This is a genomic window from Plantactinospora alkalitolerans (assembly GCF_015690345.1).
In the GTDB taxonomy this organism is placed as follows: Bacteria; Actinomycetota; Actinomycetes; order Mycobacteriales; family Micromonosporaceae; genus Plantactinospora; species Plantactinospora alkalitolerans.
In genome coordinates this window covers 1-21,824 of record NZ_JADPUN010000063.1, presented here as the reverse complement: position 1 = coordinate 21,824, position 21,824 = coordinate 1, and the positions used below count along the sequence as shown (strand labels likewise).

General features: G+C 70.7%; 21 protein-coding genes. 8 read left to right on the top strand and 13 right to left on the bottom strand.

Annotation, left to right across the window (positions count from 1 at the left end; genetic code table 11):
• Window positions 1-12: 12 nt before the first annotated feature.
• Window positions 13-1,473: a substrate-binding domain-containing protein gene (locus I0C86_RS44875; RefSeq protein ID WP_196199892.1), complete on the top strand. Its 1,461-nt coding sequence runs from the start codon at window positions 13-15 to the stop codon at window positions 1,471-1,473.
• A gap of 64 nt (window positions 1,474-1,537) precedes the next feature.
• Here the strand turns inward: I0C86_RS44875 and I0C86_RS04365 are convergent, their stop codons facing one another.
• Window positions 1,538-2,839 (bottom strand): asparaginase, encoded by a 1,302-nt coding sequence (locus I0C86_RS04365; protein WP_196199891.1) that lies wholly within the window; start codon window positions 2,837-2,839, stop codon window positions 1,538-1,540.
• A gap of 242 nt (window positions 2,840-3,081) precedes the next feature.
• Here I0C86_RS04365 and I0C86_RS04360 point away from each other — a divergent pair, with 242 nt between their 5' ends.
• The 5 genes from I0C86_RS04360 to I0C86_RS04340 all read left to right on the top strand — a co-directional run bounded on the left by I0C86_RS04360 (window position 3,082) and on the right by I0C86_RS04340 (window position 7,093).
• Window positions 3,082-3,657 carry an RNA polymerase sigma factor gene (locus I0C86_RS04360; protein ID WP_196199890.1) on the top strand — a complete coding sequence of 192 codons (576 nt, stop codon included), beginning with the start codon at window positions 3,082-3,084 and terminating at the stop codon, window positions 3,655-3,657.
• On the top strand, window positions 3,654-4,586 hold the full coding sequence (locus tag I0C86_RS04355; RefSeq protein WP_196199889.1) for a zf-HC2 domain-containing protein: 933 nt from the start codon (window positions 3,654-3,656) through the stop codon (window positions 4,584-4,586). Before I0C86_RS04360 ends, I0C86_RS04355 begins: the two co-directional genes overlap by 4 nt.
• A 111-nt stretch (window positions 4,587-4,697) precedes the next feature.
• A complete protein-coding gene (locus I0C86_RS04350) occupies window positions 4,698-5,393 on the top strand; it encodes a hypothetical protein (RefSeq protein ID WP_196199888.1) in 696 nt (231 codons plus the stop codon).
• Entirely contained in the window at window positions 5,390-6,190 is an 801-nt protein-coding gene (locus tag I0C86_RS04345; RefSeq protein WP_196199887.1) for an ABC transporter permease, read from the top strand. Before I0C86_RS04350 ends, I0C86_RS04345 begins: the two co-directional genes overlap by 4 nt.
• 30 nt (window positions 6,191-6,220) lie before the next feature.
• On the top strand, window positions 6,221-7,093 hold the full coding sequence (locus I0C86_RS04340) for an ABC transporter ATP-binding protein (RefSeq protein ID WP_196199886.1): 873 nt from the start codon (window positions 6,221-6,223) through the stop codon (window positions 7,091-7,093).
• Window positions 7,094-7,111: 18 nt separating this feature from the next.
• Here the strand turns inward: I0C86_RS04340 and I0C86_RS04335 are convergent, their stop codons facing one another.
• From I0C86_RS04335 to I0C86_RS04325, 3 genes are all read right to left on the bottom strand, one after another.
• On the bottom strand, window positions 7,112-8,047 hold the full coding sequence (locus I0C86_RS04335; protein ID WP_196199885.1) for a sigma-70 family RNA polymerase sigma factor: 936 nt from the start codon (window positions 8,045-8,047) through the stop codon (window positions 7,112-7,114).
• A gap of 10 nt (window positions 8,048-8,057) precedes the next feature.
• Window positions 8,058-9,248: an NAD(P)/FAD-dependent oxidoreductase gene (locus tag I0C86_RS04330; RefSeq protein ID WP_196199884.1), complete on the bottom strand. Its 1,191-nt coding sequence runs from the start codon at window positions 9,246-9,248 to the stop codon at window positions 8,058-8,060.
• 209 nt (window positions 9,249-9,457) lie between these two features.
• Window positions 9,458-10,792: a cellulose binding domain-containing protein gene (locus I0C86_RS04325; protein ID WP_196199883.1), complete on the bottom strand. Its 1,335-nt coding sequence runs from the start codon at window positions 10,790-10,792 to the stop codon at window positions 9,458-9,460.
• A gap of 493 nt (window positions 10,793-11,285) precedes the next feature.
• On the opposite strand from I0C86_RS04325, the gene I0C86_RS04320 reads away from it, so the two are divergent.
• Together I0C86_RS04320 and I0C86_RS04315 are read left to right on the top strand one after the other, a co-directional pair.
• Window positions 11,286-12,758, top strand: a complete 1,473-nt coding sequence (locus tag I0C86_RS04320) for an arabinofuranosidase catalytic domain-containing protein (protein WP_196199882.1) — start codon at window positions 11,286-11,288, stop codon at window positions 12,756-12,758.
• Between the two features lie 200 nt (window positions 12,759-12,958).
• A complete protein-coding gene (locus I0C86_RS04315; protein ID WP_196199881.1) occupies window positions 12,959-13,816 on the top strand; it encodes an SPFH domain-containing protein in 858 nt (285 codons plus the stop codon).
• A 109-nt stretch (window positions 13,817-13,925) separates the two neighbouring features.
• Here the strand turns inward: I0C86_RS04315 and I0C86_RS04310 are convergent, their stop codons facing one another.
• The 9 genes from I0C86_RS04310 to I0C86_RS04270 all read right to left on the bottom strand — a co-directional run.
• On the bottom strand, window positions 13,926-15,758 hold the full coding sequence (locus I0C86_RS04310; protein ID WP_323373452.1) for an ABC transporter ATP-binding protein: 1,833 nt from the start codon (window positions 15,756-15,758) through the stop codon (window positions 13,926-13,928).
• A complete protein-coding gene (locus I0C86_RS04305) occupies window positions 15,755-16,258 on the bottom strand; it encodes a hypothetical protein (protein WP_196199880.1) in 504 nt (167 codons plus the stop codon). Before I0C86_RS04305 ends, I0C86_RS04310 begins: the two co-directional genes overlap by 4 nt.
• A 99-nt stretch (window positions 16,259-16,357) precedes the next feature.
• The gene (locus I0C86_RS04300; RefSeq protein ID WP_196199879.1) at window positions 16,358-16,567 is read right to left on the bottom strand and encodes a hypothetical protein; all 210 of its coding nucleotides are present in this window, start codon (window positions 16,565-16,567) and stop codon (window positions 16,358-16,360) included.
• A gap of 164 nt (window positions 16,568-16,731) precedes the next feature.
• Entirely contained in the window at window positions 16,732-17,535 is an 804-nt protein-coding gene (locus I0C86_RS04295) for an AfsR/SARP family transcriptional regulator (RefSeq protein ID WP_196199878.1), read from the bottom strand.
• A gap of 366 nt (window positions 17,536-17,901) precedes the next feature.
• Window positions 17,902-18,378, bottom strand: coding sequence for a hypothetical protein (locus I0C86_RS04290; RefSeq protein WP_196199877.1), 477 nt, complete (start codon window positions 18,376-18,378; stop codon window positions 17,902-17,904).
• A 65-nt stretch (window positions 18,379-18,443) separates the two neighbouring features.
• The gene (locus I0C86_RS04285) at window positions 18,444-19,412 is read right to left on the bottom strand and encodes a trypsin-like serine peptidase (protein ID WP_196199876.1); all 969 of its coding nucleotides are present in this window, start codon (window positions 19,410-19,412) and stop codon (window positions 18,444-18,446) included.
• Window positions 19,413-19,731: 319 nt separating this feature from the next.
• Window positions 19,732-20,097: a GntR family transcriptional regulator gene (locus tag I0C86_RS04280; protein ID WP_196199875.1), complete on the bottom strand. Its 366-nt coding sequence runs from the start codon at window positions 20,095-20,097 to the stop codon at window positions 19,732-19,734.
• Window positions 20,094-20,873, bottom strand: coding sequence for a hypothetical protein (locus I0C86_RS04275; protein WP_196199874.1), 780 nt, complete (start codon window positions 20,871-20,873; stop codon window positions 20,094-20,096). Before I0C86_RS04275 ends, I0C86_RS04280 begins: the two co-directional genes overlap by 4 nt.
• A 162-nt stretch (window positions 20,874-21,035) precedes the next feature.
• A partial coding sequence (locus I0C86_RS04270; protein WP_230393527.1) for a GNAT family N-acetyltransferase occupies window positions 21,036-21,824 on the bottom strand: 789 nt, incomplete at its 5' end.

Genomic DNA, 21,824 nt, shown 5'->3' with positions numbered 1-21,824 from the left:
TAAGCGACAGGGGTGGGCCTCGCCGGGGTGGGTCAGGGCAATGGCACCACGGTCATCCCGGACGTGTGGGTGCCCGACTCGTCGACCTGGCTGCTGCGGCTGCGCACCGCCGCACCCGGATTCGTATCGACCGACGGCGCCTCGATCGCCCGCAGTCCCGTCGTGGCGGCCATGCCCGAGCCCGTCGCCTCCGGTCTCGGCTGGCCCAACCGCGCGCTCACCTGGGCCGACCTTCTGGAGAGAATCACCACCGGCCCCGGACTGCGTACCGGGATCGTCGAACCCACGCGGGACGCCGCCGGCCTGTCCGGGCTGATGGCACTCGGCGCGGTGGCGGGTACGGCGGGCGCGAACGCCCAGGAGGCGACGACCGCGACGTTACGTGCGGTGGCGACCGGGCGCTCGGCGCTACGCGGCGACCTGCTGGCCCAGTTTCCCCGGTCGAGCGACCTTGCGTCGATCAGCTCCGGGTTGCGGCTGGCGATGTTGTCGGAGGAGGACGTGATCGCCTACAACGCGGCCAAGCCACCGGTTCCGCTTGCCGCGCTGTATCTCGATCCGGCGCCCACCCCGCTGGACTACCCGTTCGCGGTCATGCCGGGTACCGATCCGGCCAAGGTCGCCGCGGCCGACGGGCTGCACCAGGCGCTGGGTACGGACCACTTCCGCGACAAGCTGGCCGCTCAGGGACTGCGCGCCGCCGACGGCACCTGGGGTGCCGATTTTTCCGCGCCGAGCGGCGCACCGAGTCCGGGCGGTGGGTCGGGGTCGGCGTCGCCGAGCGCCGGCGGCGCGGCGCCGACCAGGGCCGACCCCGTCGTGGTCGACCGGGCACTGTCCAGCTGGTCGGCGATCACCGCGCCGGGCCGGATGCTCGCCGCGATCAACGTCTCCGGCACCATGCGCGGCCGGGTGCCCACCGCCGGCAACGCCACCCGGATGCAGGTCACCCTCCAGGCGGCCCAACGCGGCCTGGGACTGTTCAACGACGACTGGGCCGTCGGCCTGTGGATCTTCTCCACCCGCCTCGACGGGGCCAGGGACTACCGGCAACTCGTACCGATCGGAACACTGTCGAGTCAGCGCAGTGAGCTGGTGGGCGCATTGGCGCGGATCACGCCCGAGCAGGACCGCGAGACCGGCCTCTACGACACCATTCTCGCCGCGTACAAACGGGTGCAGGACGGCTGGCAGGCGGGCCGGGTCAACTCCGTGGTCATCCTCACCGACGGCACCGGCAACGACGACCCCGACGGCCTCTCCCTGGAGAGCCTGATCAGCAAACTCAACGCGCTCCGAGATGACGCACAGCCGATCCAGCTCATCATTCTCGGTATCGGGGACAAGGTCGACCGGGACCCGCTCGATCAGATCACCAGGGCCACCGGTGGCGGGGTCCTGCTCGCCGAGGATCCGGCCAAGATCGGTGACATCTTCCTTCAGGCGATCGCGCTACGTCCGGCGCCACGCTGAACGTACGCGGCGGATCGGCTGGTGCCGGAAACCCCGAAGGCTTCCGGCACCATGCCCGCGCCGGTCAGTCCCGCGGGTTGCCCTTGGGTACGGTGTTCCACTCGGGGTTGCCGAGCGTGGTCACCCAGTCCCGCACCTTCGGCACGTCGTCCGGTGCGAAGGCGAGGCTGAGCAGAAGTAGCAGCCGTGCCTTCTGCGGAAGCAGGTCCTCCCCGGCGATGATCGGCGAGGTGGTGCTGCCGCCGTAGACCGAGCCGGAGCCGGTCCGCGTCGTACTGACGAAGGCGACGCCCTTCGCGGCGGCGGCGGTCCGGGCGGCGCTCTGCGCCGACGAGAGGCCGCCGGCTCCGGTGCCCGCCGTGACGATCCCCTTGACGCCGGCATCGGCGAACGCCGTGATCGCCTCACCACCGGCCTGCTGGTACCCGTAGACGATCTCGACCCGGGGGATCGCGGCCGGCGCGATCTTCGACAGGTTGAACGGGGTCATCCAGCGCTGTTTCGCGTCGCAGGCGTCGACCCGGGCCGGTGCCCGGCCGACCTTGATGTTGGGTCCGTCGATCCAACCCAGCACGCCCAACTCGCGGGTCTGGAACGTGTCCATCCGGTAGGAACTGGTCTTGGTCACGTCCCGGGCGGCGTGGAACTCGTCGCCGAGCAGCAGCACCGTGCCGTAGCAGTAGGTGGACTGGCTGGCCGCCAGGACGATCGAGTTGTAGAGGTTGGCCGGTCCGTCGGCACCGATCACCTGCGGCCCGTCCGGGGTCACCGCCGCCCACGGCCGCATCGCGCCGGTCATCACCACCGGCTTGCGGTTCTGCACCGTCAGGTCGAGCCAGTACGCGAACTCCTCCATGGTGTCGGTACCGCTGGTCACCACGACTCCGTCGGAGGTCTTCAGCGCCGTCTCGACCGCCAGGGTGAGCGCGTGGAACTCGGCGATGGTGTACCCGCCGGAGCCCTTGTTGCCGAACTGCACGGTGGAGACGTCCGCGACCTGGCCGATCTCGGGTTGCAGCCGGGCGACCAGGTCCCCGATCGCGATCCGGCCGGACTGGTAGTCGGTGAAACTGCTCCGGGAGGTGGCGACGCCGGAGATGGTGCCGCCGGTGCCGATCACCGTGACCTTGGGCTTCCTGGCCTTCGCCGCCGCCACCGCCTGGGTGTACGCGACGCTGCGGATCTCGGTCGGCCCGGTGACCGCCGACACCGCGCCGGTGATCGGCGGCAGGGCGAGTGCCGCCGGCTCGGGGGAGCGCTGGACGAGCGAGACGACGGTGGCGGTGAGCGCCGCGGTGAGCACCGGAACGAGTACGGCGGTCAGCCGCCGGGGTGTGGGTCTGAGTCGAGCTTTCAGGCTGGGCATTCCGACCTCCGGACGAGGGTTGGGGGTACCGGGCATCGTCCGAGTCGGCGTTTTCCTCGCCGTTACATGATCATTTCCCGCGGGCGCATTCCGGAACGTGTCCGAACCACTACCGCTCGGTCGACCCGGTAGGCGGCGTTCTGCCCGCTTCGTCCCGCCAGCGGCCGTGCCCGACTGTGAGCAGCCACACATCTGGCCCGGGATGCTGAACCTTCGCCGGTCCACGGGATACCCAGGACGGGATGGACGACGTCGACCGGTCTTTGCTGCACCGGGTGGCCGATGGTGACCAGCGGGCCTTCGAGGAGCTGTACGCCAGACACGGCCAGCCGCTGCTGGCGTACGCCCTGGGCCTGCTCGCGGACCGGGGGCGGGCCGAGGAGGCGTTGCAGGACACGTTCCTGGCCCTCTGGCGAAGCGCCGCCTCTTTCGAGGCCCGGTCCACGGTGCGTACCTGGCTGTTCGGCATCTGCCGGCGGCAGGCGCTGGGCCGGATCCCGGGTCACCGGCCGGCGCCGCTACCGGTGGAGGCCGCCGCCGAGCTGCCGACCGGCGAGCCGGGCCCCGAAGCGGTGGCACTGGCCCGGGCCGACGCCCGAGCGGTCGCCACCGCCCTGGCCGGACTGGCCCCCGCCCAGCGCGAGGTGCTCGACCTGGCCTTCGGCGCCGGGCTGGCCCACGCGGAGATCGCCGAGGTTCTCGACATCCCGGTCGGAACCGTGAAGAGCCGGCTGTTCCACGCCCGCGCCGTCCTCGCCCGGGCACTGCCGGTCGACTCCACCATGGTCAGGGTTTCCGGAAGGGAGACGGGGCGATGACGCATCCGGAGGAGCTGCTGGCGGCCTTCGTCGCCGGAACGTTGCCGGCCGACCGGGCCGGACAGGTCGCCCGGCACCTCGCGGACTGCCCCGGCTGCGCCGAGGAGGCAACGGCGTGGCGACGGGTCGCGGGAGCGGTCGGTGAACGGGCGGCGGCGGTCCCCGTACCCCCGGCCGGACTGCTCGACGCGGTGCTGTCCCGGCTGCCCGACCGGCGACGGACGTCTCGGGCGAGTGTCGGGAGCGGGGGCGGGCGGGTCGTCGTACCCCGGTACTCCGGTGTACTCGGCGGCGCCGCCCCGGTCCGGGCGGTGCGGATCCTGACCCACCAGCGGCGCCTGATCGACCGGCGGATCTGGCCGGTCGCCGGTGCGGTGCTCGGCATCGGCGCCGGCTTCGCGGCCTGGGTGCCGCCGGGGTCGTCCGGGTCGGTCCTGGCCGTCGTGATGCCGCTGGTCGCGGCGTTGGGACTGGCCACCGCCTGCGGCAACGGCGCCGACCCCGCAGTGGAACTGGTCGCGGCCAGCCCGACCGGAGTACGGGCGGTGCTGCTGGCCCGGCTCACCCTGGTGCTGGGTGCCATCCTCGCGGCCGCCTCGGTCGCCTCCCTCGGTCTCGCCTGGCTGGGCGCCGGTGCGCCGTTCGGGCTGTTCGCGGCCTGGCTCGGGCCGATGGCCCTGCTCTCGGCGGTCAGCTTCGCGCTGTCGGTGCTGTGGCGACCGGCGGTCGGCATCGGGGTCGCGATGACACTCTGGGCACTGCGGATGCTCAGTGACGCAGGTTCGGTCGACGGGGTGACGAGCCACCTGGTCGAGTTCGTGTGGCGGACCAGCGGACCGATGCTGCTGGTCGCGGCGTTGCTGGTGGCCGGCACGGTCGCGGTGGTGCCGTACCTGCCCACCGCCCCGGTCCGGGCGTACGGACGATGAGCCGGCGGGGACGGCGGACGACGAACTGTGGTCCGGCTCACTCCCCGAACCGGTGAACCCCGGACCCGTTCCGCCCCACCCAGGTACGTGAAAGCTCAACTCCTGCAACCGATGCCGACGCATCGCCTCCCGCTCTGGCGGTACGAGTCGCGCCGGGCGGGCTGGGCGGCCCGCGCGGCACCCCCGGCGGCGCTGCTCGTCACCCTGGTGATGGCACTGCTCACCGCCTCCGGCGGAGCGGGGCACGACCAGGTCGGGCAGCTCCTGCTCACCGGCCTGGAGGCGATCCTGCCGCTGGCGGTCGGCATGGCGGCGGTGACCATCGTGGCCCGGGACGGCTGCCGTGAACTGCAACTCTCGCTGCCCGCCCGCTACGCCGGCACGCTCGGCCGCCGACTCGGGGTGCTGGCGCTGGTCGGTGCGGCGTGCGCGGTGGCCTTCACTGCCGGGGTCTGGCTGTCCGGGTGGTGGGCCGGGCCGAACATCCTGGCCTCGCCGCTGGTCTGGGCGCCGCCGATGCTCTGGCTGACCGGCCTGACGGTGCTGCTCGGCATGCTCGGCCGCAGCGTCGTACTGGCCACCAGCGTGGTCTCCGCGCTGTGGCTGGGCGAGCAGTTGTTCGCGGGGTCGTTCGTCGCCCTGGACTGGACCCGGCCGTTCTTCCTGTTCACCACCAGTCGGGTGGGAGTCGGGGAGGGCTGGCTGACGAACCGGCTGGCGCTGGTCGGCTCCGGTCTGCTGTTCGTCGCGGTCGTCGTACTGCTGCTGCGTCGGCCGCATCTGCTGCTGACCGAGGAAGAGGAGTGAACGGCGTGTCGGAACTGCTCGCGGTCGGCCGGTACGAGTTCCGGATGCAGGTCCGTAAGCGTTCGCTGTGGCTGGCGATGCTGCTCCTGGCCGCGGTGATCGCGTTGACCCAGGGGGACCGGGGTCCCCGCTACACCGAGGCCGGCGCCCCGGCGCGCGAGGTGATGGCGGGTTGGGCGCTGCTGTTCGGGATCGTCGTCCCGATCGGATTCGGCATGGTGCTGGCGGACCGCCTGGTCCGGGACCGCCGGCTCGGCACCACCGCGCTGCTGGAGAGCCTGCCCGTCGGGCCCAGGGTGCTGCTGGCCGGCAAGTACCTCGGCGGGCTCGCCTCCAGCGCGCTACCCGGGCTGCTGGCGATGCTCGTCGCCGGCGGCTACGAGACCGTGCACCGGGGTGATCCGCTGATGCTCGCCTGGGCGGTGCTGGCGTTCGGCCTGATCATGCTGCCCGGTCTGGCCTTCGTGGCCGGATTCGCCCTGGTGAGCCCGCTGGTGATCTCCGCGCCGCTATTCCGGGTGCTGTTCGTCGGGTACTGGTTCTGGGGCAACATGCTTCCTCCGGAGTTCCTGCCGTCGCTGAGCGGAACTCTGCTGTCGCCGATCGGGGACTACCCGGTGAGCTGGCTGATCGGGGAGACGGCGCTGTACGCGGGCGTACCCGGATGGCTGTCCTTCCTCCGCCCCGCACCCAGCGGCGTCAGCGTGCTGGTCAGCGTCGTACTCCTGGTTCTGGTCGGCCTGCTGCCGCTGGTCGTCGCCGGCACCGTCTTCTCCCGTCAACGCCGTACGGCCTGATTCTTCTTCTCCGAAGGGTTCTGCTTCGACATGGACATCCAGACCACCGGCCTGAGTCGTCGCTTCGGCAAGGTCACCGCGCTGCACTCGGTCGACCTGTCCGTTCCCGGCGGCATGTACGGGCTGCTCGGCGCGAACGGCGCCGGCAAGACAACCCTGATGCGGATCCTGGCCGGCGTGCTGCCGCCCGGCGGGGGAGAGGTCCGGGTCGGCGGCCACGACCTGACCACCGGCGCCGGCCGGACGGCCGTCCAGCGCCGGCTCGGCTACCTCCCGCAGGACCTCGGCCTGTACCCCGATCTGACCCCGCGCGAGTTCCTGGACTACGTCGGCCTGCTCAAGGGCCTGGACGACACCCGGGCCCGGCGCCAGCAGGTGGACGAACTGCTGGAACTCGTCGCGCTCTCCGAGGTGGCCGGCCGCCGGATGAAGGGCTTCTCCGGCGGCATGCGCCGACGGGTCGGCATTGCCCAGGCGCTGCTCGGCGATCCCGCCCTGATCGTGGTGGACGAGCCGACGGCCGGGCTCGACCCGGAGGAGCGGGTCCGGTTCCGGAGCCTCCTCGCGGGACTGGCCGGGCACCGCACCGTGCTGCTGAGTACGCACATCGTCGAGGACGTGGCGCAGACCTGCCAGCACGCCGCCGTGATGGCGGGCGGTCGGGTGGTCTACACGGGTACGGTGCCGGATCTGGTCCGGATGGGGGAGGGCGCCACCTGGGAGGTGGTGACCACCACCGGAGCGCCGCCGCCGGTCGGGGTGGTGGTCTCGGCGATCAGCCGGACCGACGGTACCCACTACCGGGTGATCAGCTCGACCGCACCGGGCGCCCACGCGGTGCCGGCCGCGCCGTCCCTCGAGGACGGTTACGTGGCGCTGATGCAGCGCGCGCCCGCGCAGTAGGAGTGTCTGAAGTTCCGGTCACCACGATTCGATGAGGGGGTCGTCGTGCTCGCGCCGACGCCATTCCTCGGAGAGGCGGCGGAGCCGGTCCGGGTTGGCCATGCCGCGCACGACCGCGACCCTGTCGTCGTGGACGTCCAGGACCAGCACGCCGACAACCCGATCGTCGAACGTGGCGATCAACGCGGGAGAGCCGTTGATCACTCCGGCATGCATCGAAGGGGAGCCGCCAACCAGTTTCCGCTTCGCCGGAGTCGGCTTGAAGGCGGCTCGAACGGCGGCGGCGATCCGCTCGGGAGCCGAGTACCGCAGCAGTTTCCCGGCCTGCCCGGCACCGTCGGAGATCGCGGTCGCGTCGTCGGTGAGCAACGCCACCAGCCGTTCGACGCGGCCCGAGGCAGCGGCGTCGACGAACGCCTCGACGATTCGGCGCGCGGAGGCGGGGTCGATGTCCGGAACGACGCGCTCGGCGGCGACCCGGCGCCGGGCCCGGTGGACGTGCTGCTGGCTCGCGGACTCGGTGATGTCGAGGATCTCGGCGATCTCGGCGTGGCTGTAGGAGAAGGCCTCGCGCAGGACATAGACGGCCCGTTCGACCGGTGAGAGGCGTTCCAGGAGCGTCAGCACCGCCAGGGTCACCGACTCGCGTTGTTCGACGGTGTCGGCCGGGCCCAGCATCGGGTCGCCGTCGAGGAGCGGTTCGGGCAACCAGTCGCCGGCCGCGCGTTCACGCCGCATCATCGCCGACCGGAGCCGGTCGAGGGACAGGTTGGTGACCACCTTGGTCAGCCACGCCTCGGGGACCTCGATGTGTTCCCGGTCGGCGGCGTACCAGCGCAGGAAGGTGTCCTGCACCGCGTCCTCGGCGTCGGCGGCCGAGCCGAGCAGACGGTAGGCGAGCGAGGCCAACCGGTGCCGGTTGGCCTCGAAACGCTGCACGGTGGCGGTGTCCATGAGGGCCACGTTAGTGAGCGACCGCCTCAGCCGAGCGGTAGCGCACGGCTGTCACGCGGTGCCTGCGGGTCGGCAGTCCGTAGGTCGGGTGGCCTATGCCCCACACGGCGCCCCTGAGCACGCCCGCCTTGCCGCGCGCGGCCGGACGGCCGCGCAGGGACCAGGACTTCGACCTCGCCTCGCCGTCGACCAGTTGGAAGATCGCGTCCTGGTCACCGAGACCGATGCAGTTGCCGAGGTACGCGAGCGGGATCTTCGAGACCTTGCGACCGGTGAGTTCGCCGATGATCGCGGCCGTCGCCTGCATCCTGGTGAAGCCCGCCGAAGCACAGGACATCGGCAGCGGCTGGCCATTGTCGCCGATGGCGTATGCGCTGTCACCGACGGCGTACACCTCCGGATGTGAGACGGACCGCATCATGCGGTCGACGGTGATCCGGCCGTCGTCCTCGACGCGGAGTCCGCTGCCGGCGGCGATGGGGTGTACGGCGAAACCGGCCGCCCAGACGGTCGCGTCGGAGCCGAAGGCGGTGCCGTCGGCGGCGACGGCGCCGGTCTGCTCGACGCGCGCGATGGTGGTGTGCTCGTGGACGGCGATGCCGAACCGGTCGAAGGCGCGTAGCAGGTGGCGGCGCCCCTTCGGGCCGAGCCAACCGCCCAGTTCGGCGGTGGTGGCGAGGGTGACCCGCAGTCCGGGCCGGGATTCGGCGATCTCGGTGGCGGCCTCGATCGCGGTCAGGTTGCCGCCGACGACCAGCACCCTCCCGTCCCCGCCCAACTCGTCCAGGCGTTGGCGCAGGCGTAGCGCCGCCGGCCGTCCGGCGACGTGGAAGGCATGCTGGTGCACGCCGGGAACGCCGTGGTCGCCGACGGTGCTGCCGAGCGCGTAGAGAAGGGTGTCGTACCCGATCTGGTCGGTGCCGCCGGCGTCGGTCACGGTGACGGTCCGCTGCCCGGCGTCGACGGCGGTGACGCGCGCCAGGCGCAGCCGGATGCCCGTGCCCGCGAACATCTCCGCCAGTCCATGGCGGCGCAGGTTCCGGCCGGCGGCGAGTTGGTGCAGGCGGATCCGCTCGACGAAGTCGGGTTCGGCGTTGACGACGGTGATCTCGACGTCGTCGGGGTGAAGGTGGCGGGCGAGGTAGCCGGCCGCGGAGGCTCCGGCGTACCCGGCCCCGAGGACGGTGATGCGGTGCCGCATGTTCGTGCTCCCGTCTGTTCGCGTGCCCTCTGAACGAGACCGCACCCGGATTCCTGACGGGATTCGACTATGGCGTGGATCACCCTCGACGGAGCGGCAGTGCCCGGCCGGGGACGGAGCGCGGGCGCCGGTACGGAGGAATTGTCTCCTCCGTACCGGCGCCCGCGCTCGTGGTTCTTCGTCGGGTTACCTGTCCGGATCCGGCCTGGTCAGCTGGCGGTGCAGGTGGGGGTCATGCCGGATCCGCTGCCGTTGCCCTGGAAGCCGAACTCGGTGACCTGACCGGAGGTGAGCCGGCCGTTGTAGCTGACGTTGCTGAACCGGACCGTTCCGGTGCTGCCGCTGCTGCTGGCGCTCCAGGTGTTGGTGACACTCGCGCCGCCGGGCAGGGTCATGCTGACCGTCCAGCCGTTGGTGCCGGAGGATCCGGCGGTGACGCGTACGGTGGCGACGAAGCCGCCGGTCCACGAGTTGAGCGACACCGTGGCGGTACAACCGCCGCCACCCTGCGGCGGCGTGGTCGGGTTCACCGGCGGGGTCGTCGGGTTCACCGGAGGCGTGGTCGGGTTCACCGGTGGGGTCGTCGGGTTCACTGGCGGCGTGGTCGGTGTCGTGCCGTCGAACTGGGTGAAGAAGCTCCACACCACCGGCCTGGTCCAGGACCGTTCGCCGGGCGCGTAGGCGTCAGCGGTGCCGTCCACGGCGTTGGGGGCGTGCGGACCGTCGAACGGGGCCCAGGCCACCGGGTATCCCGCCCGGCATCCCGAGTAGTAGGTGACGGTGTGGGTCAGGCTGCCCTGTGCCGGCTCGGGGGGATTCTGTGCGGTGCAGCCGTTGTTCCGGACGAACCTGTCCCGCAGCGACCGCCCCGTCGAGATGGGGAGGACGTTGTCCCGGAGCCCGTGGATGCCGATGTACGCGATGGGCTGGGTGCCGCCGTTGCACCCGCTGAGCTGCCCGCCGGCGTAGACCGCGACCGCGCGGAAGACCGACGCCCGGGCGCACGCGATGGCGTAACTCATGCCGCCGCCGTAGCTGAAGCCCATGGCGAAGCGCTGCGTCGTGTCGACGCACAGACCTGCCTCGATCTGCCGCATCATGTCGTCGACGAAGGTCAGGTCCCGGTCGCCGCTGTTCGCCCAGCCGTTTCCGATGCCCTGGGGGGCGACGAAGATCGCGCTGTTGTTGGACAGCGCCCGGATCCCGTAGTAGGACCAGGGGTATCCGCTGGTTCCGCCCGAGTCGACGTCGTTGGCGGTGCCGCCGTTCCAGTGGAACCCGAAGATCAACCGATAGGGATGGTTCCTGTCGTAGTTGTCGGGGATCCGCAGGATGAAGGAGCGGTTCTGCCCGCCGCTCTGAATCGTGCGCGTGCCGCTCGTCAGCGCCGGCGCCTGACCGCACCCGGCGGTCGCCGCCAGCGGGGCGACATTCTCCGCGTACGCGACCGGGCCGACCCCGGCGGCGAGCGTCGCGCCGCCCAACGCGAGGACGAGCGCTGCCGCCCCCGCGATAGCGCCGGCAGCGAGTCGATGTCTCAACATTGGCTACTCCATTTCAGCTCAGGTTTTCGGCGCGCAGGCGCCTGGGCACGCGACCGACCTGCGCAGTGGGACGGCTACGACGGCGGCGACCCCTCGCGGCGCTCCGACAGGCTCGAAGCTCGGGTCCGACCGTGACTCGGTGCCGCCGTCGCCATCGGCGGCGCGGTGCCGCCGCCGTCGGTGTTCGACTGCTGCCTGGACCCCTGAGGCAACGAAAGGTGGTGCGCCGTCATCGACTGGCATTAATGTAAGTCGTATGACGTATGCCGTCAACCAAGATCGGTGGCCGATGAATCGATCAAGCGCCGTGGATGCGTCCACCCGCACGGGGATTCCCGGTCCAACACCGTCGCCGGCGGTGGAAACCGCAGACCGGGACGGCGGGGCGCAGCCGCCACGCGGGGCATCTGGTCACGGCCCGCCACCGGCCGTCGTCACCGCGCGACATCCACGACGCGCCACAAGCAGACCCCGCCCCGCACGAAGGGATGTGATGAACGTGAGGCGAAGGTTCAGTCGCTTCCTGCTCGCCGCGTGGATGCCGGTGGTCCTCGTCGTCGGCGCTGGCAGCTACGTCCTTGCGGACGCGCCGGCAGCCCGGGCCGCCGGCTCAGGTCCGTGCGACATCTACGCCTCGGGTGGTACGCCGTGCGTGGCCGCCCACAGCACCACCCGGGCGCTGTACGGCGCGTACAGCGGTTCGCTCTACCAGGTCCGGCGCTCGTCGGACAGTGCCACCCAGGACATCGGTGTGCTGAGCGCGGGCGGGTACGCCAACGCCGCGGCCCAGGACACCTTCTGCGCGAACACGACCTGCCTGATCACCATCATCTACGACCAGTCCGGTCGGAACAACCGCCTCACCCAGGCACCTCCCGGCGGCTTCACCGGGCCCGCCCCCGGTGGATGGGACAACCTCGCCGACGCGAAGGCGGCCCCGGTCACCGTCGGCGGCCAGAAGGCGTACGGCGTCTACGTCGCTCCCGGCACCGGCTACCGCAACAACAACACCAACGGCGTCGCCACCGGCGACCAACCGGAGGGAATCTACGCCGTCGTCGACGGTACGCACTACAACCAGTGGTGCTGCTTCGACTACGGCAATGCCCAGACGACCAACCGGGCCGACTCCCCGGCCATCATGGAGACCGTCTACTTCGGTGCCAACAAGCAGTGGGGCTACGGGGCCGGTAGCGGTCCCTGGATCATGGCCGACCTGGAGTGGGGACTGTTCTCCGGGGTGAACGCGGGATACAACAACATCGCGTCCATCAACCACCGCTTCGTGACGGCCGTCGTGAAGGGCGAGCCGAACCACTGGGCGATCCGGGGCGGGAGCGCGCAGTCGGGCGGCCTGACGACCTACTTCGACGGGCGGCGCCCCAATGGCTACCACCCGATGAAGAAGCAGGGGGCGATCCTGCTCGGCATCGGCGGCGACAACAGCATCACCGGCCGTGGCACCTTCTTCGAGGGTGTGATGACCTCCGGTTATCCGACGGAGGCGACCGAGAACGCCGTACAGGCCAACATCGTCGCCGCCGGATACGCGCCGGCCGGTGGCGGCAACCCGCAGCAGAACGTCCAGATCGTCGGCGGCCAGTCCGGCCGCTGCGTCGACGTACCGAACGGCAGCACCACCAACGGCACCCAGGTCCAACTCTGGGACTGCTCCGGCGGCACCCCGCAACGCTGGACCCACACCGCCGGCAGGCAACTCCAGGTCTACGGCAACAAGTGCCTCGACGCCAACGGCCAGGGCACCAGCAACGGCACCCAGGTGATCATCTGGGACTGCCACGGTGGCACCAACCAGCAGTGGAACGTCAACGCCAACGGCACCGTCACCGGCGTACAGTCCGGACTCTGCCTCGACGCCAACAACGCCGCGACGGCCAACGGCACCAGACTCATCCTCTGGTCCTGCAACGGCGGCACCAACCAGCAGTGGAGCCTGCGCAGCTGACCACCCGGCATCATCCGGCCGGTCGTTCCGCCGCCGTGAACTCTCCGGCGGCGGAACGACCACCCGCCGAAGCCTGACCGGGCATCGGCGGTAGGCCGCCCGGCGCCAAATAAACCGGCTTGCCGGCTTTGGTTACACTGCCGGTCACGGAGCAAGATCACCCCGGTTCCGCTCCGGAGCCAGCAGAGGAGATGCTTGTAATGCCAGCGCTGTTTGTCTGCGCGCTCGTCCTGTTCGCCGCCGCCGTCCTCGCCACGATATACAGCGTGTTCGCGCCGCGCGGCACCAAGGGTCAGGTGCTGGTCGGTGCGGTGGGTGTGGCATTGCTCGCGATCGCTCTCACCATCGGCTCCTCGGCGAACTCCATCCCGGTACGCAACGTCGGAATCGTGACGTCCTTCAACAAGCCGACCGGAGAGATCACCGGCAGTGGCCTGAAGTGGGTCTCGCCCTGGGAGAAGGTCGGCGAGTGGGACGCGAGCCGACAGAAGTACGACCACATCGGTGGTAACAACGCGGTGGCCGTACGCACCGGCACCCTGGCCAATGCCGGTGTCGAGCTGCTCATCGAGTGGCAGGTACGGTCGGAGAACGCTCCTCGGCAGTTCATGGACTACAAGGGCGACTTCGAGGCGTTCCGGGGCCAACGGGTCGGCGTCCAGCTCGATGGAGCCGTCAACGACGCCTTCGCCAGTTACAACCCGCTGGCCAACATCGACGCGAAGACCGGCAACCTCAACGTCGATCTCAAGCCGTTCGCCGAGAGGGTGCAGACCTCGGCGCAGACGCGGCTCGGCGAGGACATCGAGATCCTCTCGGTCACCATCATCCGGGTCAACCACGACGAGAAGACCGAAGCCAACATCAAGGTGTTCCAGGACAAGTTGGCGCAGGGTCGGAACCTCGACCAGGATCTGATCAACGCGGAGAAGCAGAAGGCGATCACCGAGAAGAACGCCCAGGTCGACAAGATCACTCGTTGTCTCGAAATCGCGGAACGGACCGGTAGCAGCCCGGGACTGTGCATCAACCCCGGAATCGTGACCGGCTCCAAGTAGTGCCCCGTCAGCATCCGCCGGGCCGGCGTCGCCGTCCGGCGGGTCCTGACCCCCTTTTTGGTGCCGGGCCGACCAGCGCGCGGCACGCTGGCGGCCGGACCTTTCCGGGTCAGCGCTGCACGGTGTCGCGGTAGCCGGCGGCCTGGGCGGTGAACAGGCGGGCGTAGGCGCCATCGGTGGCCATCAGGGCGTCGTGGGTGCCCTGCTCGGCCACCCTGCCCTCGGCCAGGACCACGATGAGGTCGGCGTCGCGGACGGCGCTGAGGCGGTGCGAGACGAGGAGGCTGGCCCGGCCGATGCGGTAGCGGCGCAGGTCGCGGTACAACTCCTGCTCGGCCTCCACGTCCAGGCCGGTACTGGGCTCGTCCAGGATCACGAGGTCGGCGTCCTGCCGGAGATAGGCGCGGGCCAGGGCGACCCGTTGCCACTGGCCGCCGGAGAGCAGCACACCGGCGCCCTCGTCGTCGGCGTCGAAGTATTCGCGGCTCAGCATGGTGTCGTAGCCGCGCGGCAGCGACGCCAGAGTGTCGTCGATGCCGGCCATCCGTGCCGCGGCCCGGATCCGGGCGCGGTCGTCGATCGCGGTGGTGTCCGCGATCGCGATGTTCTCCGCGGCGGTCAGGTCGTAGCCCATACAGTCCTGGAATACCGTGGTGATCCGGCGGCGCAGCTGCTCCGGGTCCAGCTTCCGGTAGTCGACGCCGTCCCATTCGACGGCGCCGCGCTGCGGGTCGTAGAAGCGGCACAGCAGCTTGACCAGAGTGGACTTTCCCGAGCCGTTCAGGCCGACCAGAGCCACCTCCGCGCCATCGGGCAGGAACAGGTCGACACCGCGCAGCACCCACGGGTGCGCGTCGTCGTAGCGGAACCATACGTCGCGCAGCGTGACGCCGGACCGCAGCGGACCGGTCGGCAGCGGGTGCGCGGGAACCGGTAGGTCCGGCCCGGCGGTGAGCACGGACCGGAAGTGGCCGAACAGCAGGAGCGCCTGGTAGACCGCGCCGACCAGCCCGACGACCCCGGCGATGCCGAGCTGCACGCCGGCGACGGCGGCGACGAACACGGCGATGTCGCCGACGGTGGTGCCGCCGCCGGCCGAGCGGGCGACGATCCAGACCAGCCCGCCACCGGCCACGGCCGCGGCGAGGGCACTCAGCCATGTCTCGACGCGCAGCTCCCGGCGGTCCAGGCCGCGCTCGGCGGCGTTGTCCGAGCGGACCTGTGTCAGTAGTCGGCCGCGCAGGAAGTCGCCGAGCCCGAACAGCCGGACCTCCTTGGCGGCGCCGACGTTGCTCAGCAGGTCGGTGTAGAACATCTGCCGGCGCCGCACCGGGCTCAGCTTCACCTCCAGTAGCGCGCGGCGGCGGTGCAGCAGCAACTGTGCGACCACCGCCGGCACCGCCGAGACGACCACGATGACGGCCATCGCCGGGTATGCCACCGCCAGCGTGATCACGAAACCGGCGGCGGTGGTGCCGAACTGCGCGATCGCGATGACCGGCAGGATCAGCTGTCCGGCCGCGCCCTGCCCGGCCGTCTGTGCCACCCGGAGCCGGTCGTGGAAATGGGGGTTCTCGAAACGACCCAGGCCGAGGGACCGGTTGACGGCGGCGAACAGCCCGTCGCGGCAGGCGATGTCGATGTGCCGGCGTAGCTCGGCCTCGAGGTACCGGTCGAGGTGCGGCAGGACGGCGGTGAGCAGGCCGGTGACGGCGAGCCCGACGGCCAGCGTGATCAGGGTGCCACTGCTGCCGCCGGGACTGCTGACTTCGTCGAGGACCAGTTTGGTGAGCCAGGCGCCGAGCACCGGCCAACCGCCCGACAGCACCGCGACCACCACACAGCCCAGCAGCAGGCGCGGGCTGGCCCGCCAGACCAGCGACCACGCCAGGCCCAGTCGCTGTGCCAGCGACCCGGCGCCGTCGGGGATCTCCGCGCTCACGCGCGGGCGGGCTCGGCGATGGCGTCGACGGCGATCGCGGCCGTGCGTACCACGCCGCCGTCGATCCGGTAGAACACCGGAAAGATGCGGGCGCCGAACGCCCCGCTGACCGGGCCGCCGAATGGCTCCCGCCGCACGGTCGCCACCGCGTCCAGCGCGTCGGCGTACTCCGCACCGGCCGGGTCGTCGACGTCTCCGACCACGACAACCAGCGCGGCCTCGCGGCCGATCGCGCCGCCGTCCAGTAGACCGGCCAGGGCAGGAAGTTGGTCGCGGCAGGCGGAGCACGTGGTGGACAACAGGGCGATCAGCTCGACCCCGTCGGGTCGGCCGGGGAAGGCCGGCAGCGGCGTCCCCTCGGCCAGCAACTCCGTGGTCGGGTCACCGTGGCCGCCGCCGGCTTCCAGGCCGCGTAGCCGCCGGATGATGGCGAGGGACAGCAGCAGGTTCAGCAGGCTGAGCAGCCCGACGAGCACCACGGCGGCAACGAGAATCGGCACGGCACCTCACCCCAGACGAGAACGAACTTCGGAAAGTTGCAGCGGCCCGGCCTCCGGGCCGCCGCCCATGGACGGCGGCCCGGAGATCAGACGAGGGCTTCAGCAGTCGTTGCCCACCACCCGGCACACCTGGTCCTGCGTGCACCAGCGGTACTGCGTCGAGCGGTCGCCGGAGTAGTGGTAGCAGTAGTAGGTACAGCCGCCGGCGCTGCTGCCCCGTACGCCGGGGCACGGGGCGGCCGCGGCGGTCGTGGCCGGCAGCAGCCTGGCCAGCATCCGGTCGCCGATCACGTTCAGGGTCCGGAGCATGGGGTCTCCTCACGGTGGTTCGGCCCCGCCGGGTGGCGAGGGCGACTGCGGCCGAGAGTGACAAAGGTCAATTCCATTTCCCTACCGGCCGGCTACCGCTCCGCTACCGGCGCGGCAGCCGCCGACGGCCAGTCCGGCGGAGGCCACCCACAGCGACTCTCCGGTCACTGCGTCGCCCACTCGCCGGTGGCGGCGTGCGCCCAGCGGGCGACCAGCGCGAGGTGGTCCTCCGGCTCCCCGGCGAGCGTCACCTGGGCGACCTCCCGAAGCTCGGCGCCGACCGCCAGACCCAACTCCTCGGCTAGCAGCCGGCGGGTCCGGTGGTAGACCTCGAGCGCCTCGGCGCGCCGCCCGCACAGGTGCAACACGATCATCTGCAGGGCGCGCAGTCGCTCGCGGAGCTGGTGCCCCGCGCACAGCTGCTCCAACTCGGCGGCCAGGTCGGTGCGGCGGCCGAGCAGCACCTCGCCGCAGAGGGAGGACTCCAGCGCGTGCAGCCGATGCTCCTCCAGGAAGGTGGCGTCCGCGGCCAGGCCGGGCACCCCGTCCAGGGCGCGGCCGAACCAGCGGTCCAGCGCGCCGCGGTACCCGGTCACCGCCTCGGTCACCCGGCCGGTCGCCATCCAGGCGGCCGCGTCGCGGGTGTCCCGGTGAAACGCGTCCGCGTCCACCTCCCCGGATCGGGCGCACAGCCGGTAACCGGGAAAGACGGTGTCGATGGACCCGCCACCCCAACCGCCACCGGCGTCCAGCAACGGGCGCAGCGCGCTGATGGCCTTGTGGATCTGGGCCTGCGCGGTCGAGGGCGGGTTCTGCGGCCAGACCACGTCGATGAGCCGCTCGACGGTGACGACGTGGTTGGCGTTGAGCGCGAGAGCCGCGAACACTGCCCGCTGGCGGTGGCTGCGGAACCAGGTCCGCCCCTCGGGGCCAGAGATCTCGGGTGGACCGAGCAGTCGGTACCTCATGTGCTCCCCCGGCAATTGATCATGTCAATGCGTTCGTCCCAGTCTTGTCACGGGGTCGTACCGGCGCAATATCGAGTTCACAAGTCGCGTCCGTCTGCCATCGACTCATCCAGGCGCCCCTGTCAGCGGTGGCGGGACCCGGGCGGCGGGGTCAGACGCCCCGGGTGATCCGCAGGGGTTGTCCGAAGTCGCCGAGCGGACCGGCAGCAGTCCCGGACTGTGCATCAACCCGGGAATCGTGACCGGTGCGAAGCGAGACGTCGCCGACGGGGTCCGACGACTGGCCGTCGTGCGCCGCGACCTGAGGCACGTCGGGTGACAGCTACACCGCAGCTCAGGTTGTCGAGCAGTGCCTCGAAGGGGCGGTCAGTTGAACGACACCGAGACATAGCGGCGATCGTCGGCGTCGAATACAACGACGGACGCGATCTCGCTCAGCGGGACCGCTATGGTTCCGTCGACGGTGACACCCTCCAGCATGTTCGCGTCCGACCCGATCCAGGCGGCCGCGGGTACCCGGGTGCCGTCGGTGGTCAGCGCGACGATGCGGTACTCCCGCCCCGGCTGGGCACCCACCACGGTCGAGCGCAGGCGGATCCAACCCTGCTCCGGGACGATCGCCGCGGTCAGCCGGACGGAGGTGCCCCGATCCGTCGCCGCCCGGACGATCGGTGCCGCCGCGGGTGACGGGGGACGCGGCGACGGCAGCGGGTGCGGTGGCACCGGGCGGGACCTGGCGATCGCGACGATCACCGCCACGACCGCCACGAGGATGACCGCCGAGACGGCGGCGATGGTCACCGCGGGAGAAATTCGCCGCTTGCGGTGACCATCATCCGTCATGATGTGTCCTCAGGTATCCATCGGGCCAGAGTTGTCGGATCGGGCTCCTCGGTCAGATAGCGACCTCAGTCTACTTCGTAGTAGAGATCCGCGACGCTGTCGTCGAAGTAGGGGCTGAGCGAATAGTCGAAATCGATACCGGCGCGTGAGGTCAGGCCGATCAAGTAACCCCGCGAATTGGCGTAGTCGTAATCATCCAGCCAGGGCCCGCCGCTCGCGCCGCCGGTCAGGATGCAACCGACGTAGACCCAAGAGTCGAACCAGCTCCCGTCGTACGTGGTCACGTTGTCACAGTAGTAGGGAACGTCGCCCGGGTATCCGTCGTCGGCGGGGTAGCCCCACACGACCACGTTGTCGTCGTACCCATTGTTGACCCGCAGTCCGTTGGCGCCGACCACGTCGGCGATGTTCTGTCCGCCGCTCGGGAACAGGTTCACGAACCCGTAGTCGTAGTCGTCGTCGGAGTCCTCGGTCCACGCGGACCAGACCGTCCAGGTCTGCGCCCAGAAGATGCCGTACGGCCGGGAAGCACCGTGCAGTTGGGGCACGAAGAACGCTTCCTGGAAGGTCCAGTCACCACCCTCGCCACTGTGCAGACAGTGCGCTGCCGTGTTGATCAGATTGCGCTGGCCACTGTTGATTACCGAGGCCGAGCAGAAGCCGTAGGAACTGCCGTCCGCATTCGAGACGTAGAGCCGGCCGTGGGTAGCCGGCGCCGGCAGGGCGGCGACGCGAGGGCTGCTGGCCACAGCCGGAGGCACGATCGTTCGCGTCGGCGCGGTGAGGTCCTTGGCGCGGAGTTGCCTCGCCGGGCGGCTCGGCGAGTACTGGATCGGCTTGGCGGTCTGGATCACCTTGTCGATCCGCGCCTGGGTCCACCGTGTACTGCGGGTGTTCAGGAGGCTGGTCGAGGCCCGGCCGCTGATCGACTTGAGCTCTGTCTCCGGTGCGGCCGAGGCCGGTGCGGCGGGCGCGACAAGCGCCACCCCGGAGGTGAGTAGAACGCTGATGATGATTGCTTTTGCTCCTGGCAAGACATTTCCCCTTAATGCTAGCCGGATAGCACAGCAAGGGGGTCCAGGCACCTGTTGCCGATCCCCCGTGACGTCAACTGCGCATCAGCAGGCTACCATCGGCCATCGACCACGGTGCATGGCGAAAACTGTAAGAATTGCGATTGTCGTAGCCGACCAGGAGATCATTTCCTAACCGTGGTGGTGTAGGACCCATCGGGTCGAACGCCTTCGCGATCAATTCGGGATTCATGCCGGTACGACGGCGCTCGATCGGCTGGGGGCGACGACATCGCCGATGGGTCAGTGCAAGACGCGATAGCGGCGAGTGACGGATGGTTTACGGTGTTGCCGCGTGGCCCAGCGCCGCCTCGACGATCCGGATCGCCTCGGTGGGATCGATGCCGACGCTGGTGATGACCGCCGCGTAGTCGCGGGCGGCGCGGTGGGCCTGCTCGAGGGCCTGCTCGCCGGCGGCCGAGACGAACGAGCCGGCCCGCCCGCGGGTCTCGATCATTCCGGCCTCCTCCAACTCCCGGTACGCCCGACCGACGGTGTTCACCGCGAGGCCGAGGTCGGCCGCGAGCCGGCGGATCGTCGGCAGTCTCGTGCCGACGGCGAGTGAGCGGTCCTGGATATGCCTCGCGAGCTGGGCCCGGAGCTGCTCGTACGGCGGCGTCGGCGAGGCCGCGTCGATGACGATCATCGAGTGGCCATGGCTCGCCGTGCCGCCGTCCCGACACCCGTGGTCCGGATCTCGATCAGGCAGAACGCGATGGCGCTCGTCGCCACGAGGGCCAGCGAGACCGCGTTCCACCAGCCGAGCGATTCGCCGTACAGGAAGATGGCCGGCAGCGACCACACCAGGCTGGGTGTGGCGAGGGCGCGGGCGTCCTCGACCCGCATGATGACATCGGCCGTGAGCGACGCCTCGTCGTCCGCCACGGCCGGGCTCGCCAGCACCTGGCGTAGTTGCATGATGAGCCCGGCGCCGGCACCGACGAGGCCGACCAGCACGACGATCGCCCCTTGCCGCAGGCCGGAGTCCGGAATCGGCAGCACGCTCGCCGCGACCAGCAGTGTGCCGGTGTAGGTGGCGACCGTGAAGGCGGCGTACGGCCGGCCCAGCACCGCTGGCCAGCCGAGCTCGACCGGGTGGGCCACCCGCCGGGACAGTTGCTCGCCGGCCTGCCGGTCGACGCGCCGCACCCACCAGCCGAGCAGCCACTGCGCCACCAGCATCCCGACCACCAATGCCGCCAGCACCAGCAGTGGCGGCCAGGAGGACGTGAGGTTGATGGGCAGGCTCAACGCGTGTGTGAGTGCCGCGCCGATCAGGAATGCGGCCAGCAGGAGGCTGCCGGCAAGTTTGGCGCGCCGCCGCGCCGCAAGCCGCGCCGCGAGCAGTGGGGTCGGCGCGGCGTCGGTCAGGCCGTGCCGGTCCAGCCACCGCCTGGCCTCCGTGTGATCTGCCTGGCGCATGTCGCCACCTCCGAATGTCGCAAGCTTTGTCTCAACAAGATGAGTCATAGCATGCGACAATGTCAACCCCTGACTCGGGCGCTGGCCCAGCGGCCGGATCAGACCAGACCCGGTCGGGTACGCGGCGGCGAACGCCCACTGGCGCCGCGCCACCGCGAAGGCTCACTCCGCGCTGCGATAGTGGTACCCGCATACCTCGCTGAACCCGGTTCGCTCGTAGAGCCGGAGAGCGGCCACGTTGGTGCGCTCCACCTGGAGATACATCCGGTCGGCCCGGTGTCCGGCGGCCCACCGCGCGAGGGCGGCGAGCAGACTGCGGGCCGTGCCCTTCCCACGCACCTCCGGCAGGGTGGCCATACCGAACAGCCCCACCCAGCCGGTGTCGGCGACCGCGCGGCCCACCGCGACGATCTTCCCGCCGACCATCGCACCCGCGTACGCGCTCGGCCCGTCCACCCGCGCGAGCATGTCCCACTCTGCGGCGGAATCACCACCGTGGTGACCGTGCACCGCGTGCCAGACATCGAACCAGCCGCTGGTCGGGCTGTCGTCCAGCCGGATCCGCAGCGCGCCAGCCGGTGTTCCGCCCAGGACCTGGGCGGTCGGGGCCACCCGCAACGACATCGGGCTCTCCGCACGATAGCCACGTTCGGCCAGCACGGCGTCGAGCCCGCGGGGACATGCTCCCGCACTGATCTGGAACCGTGCTGTCGTATGACGGTCGGCGTAGAACTGCTCCGCTCCGACCACCCGGCGCAGCAGCTCGTCCGGCCCGGCATCACCATGTGGCAGCACCGACCGCACCCACCAGGCACAGCCCGGGGCGGAACGCAGCCACCAACCGTCGACGTTCTCGACATGCGTGGCCGGAAGCGCCCGAGCCGCTCTCTCCTGGAGGCCGCGCACCGCCTCCGGGCCGCCCATGCCCCGTACCCCCCGACGCCTCTCCAG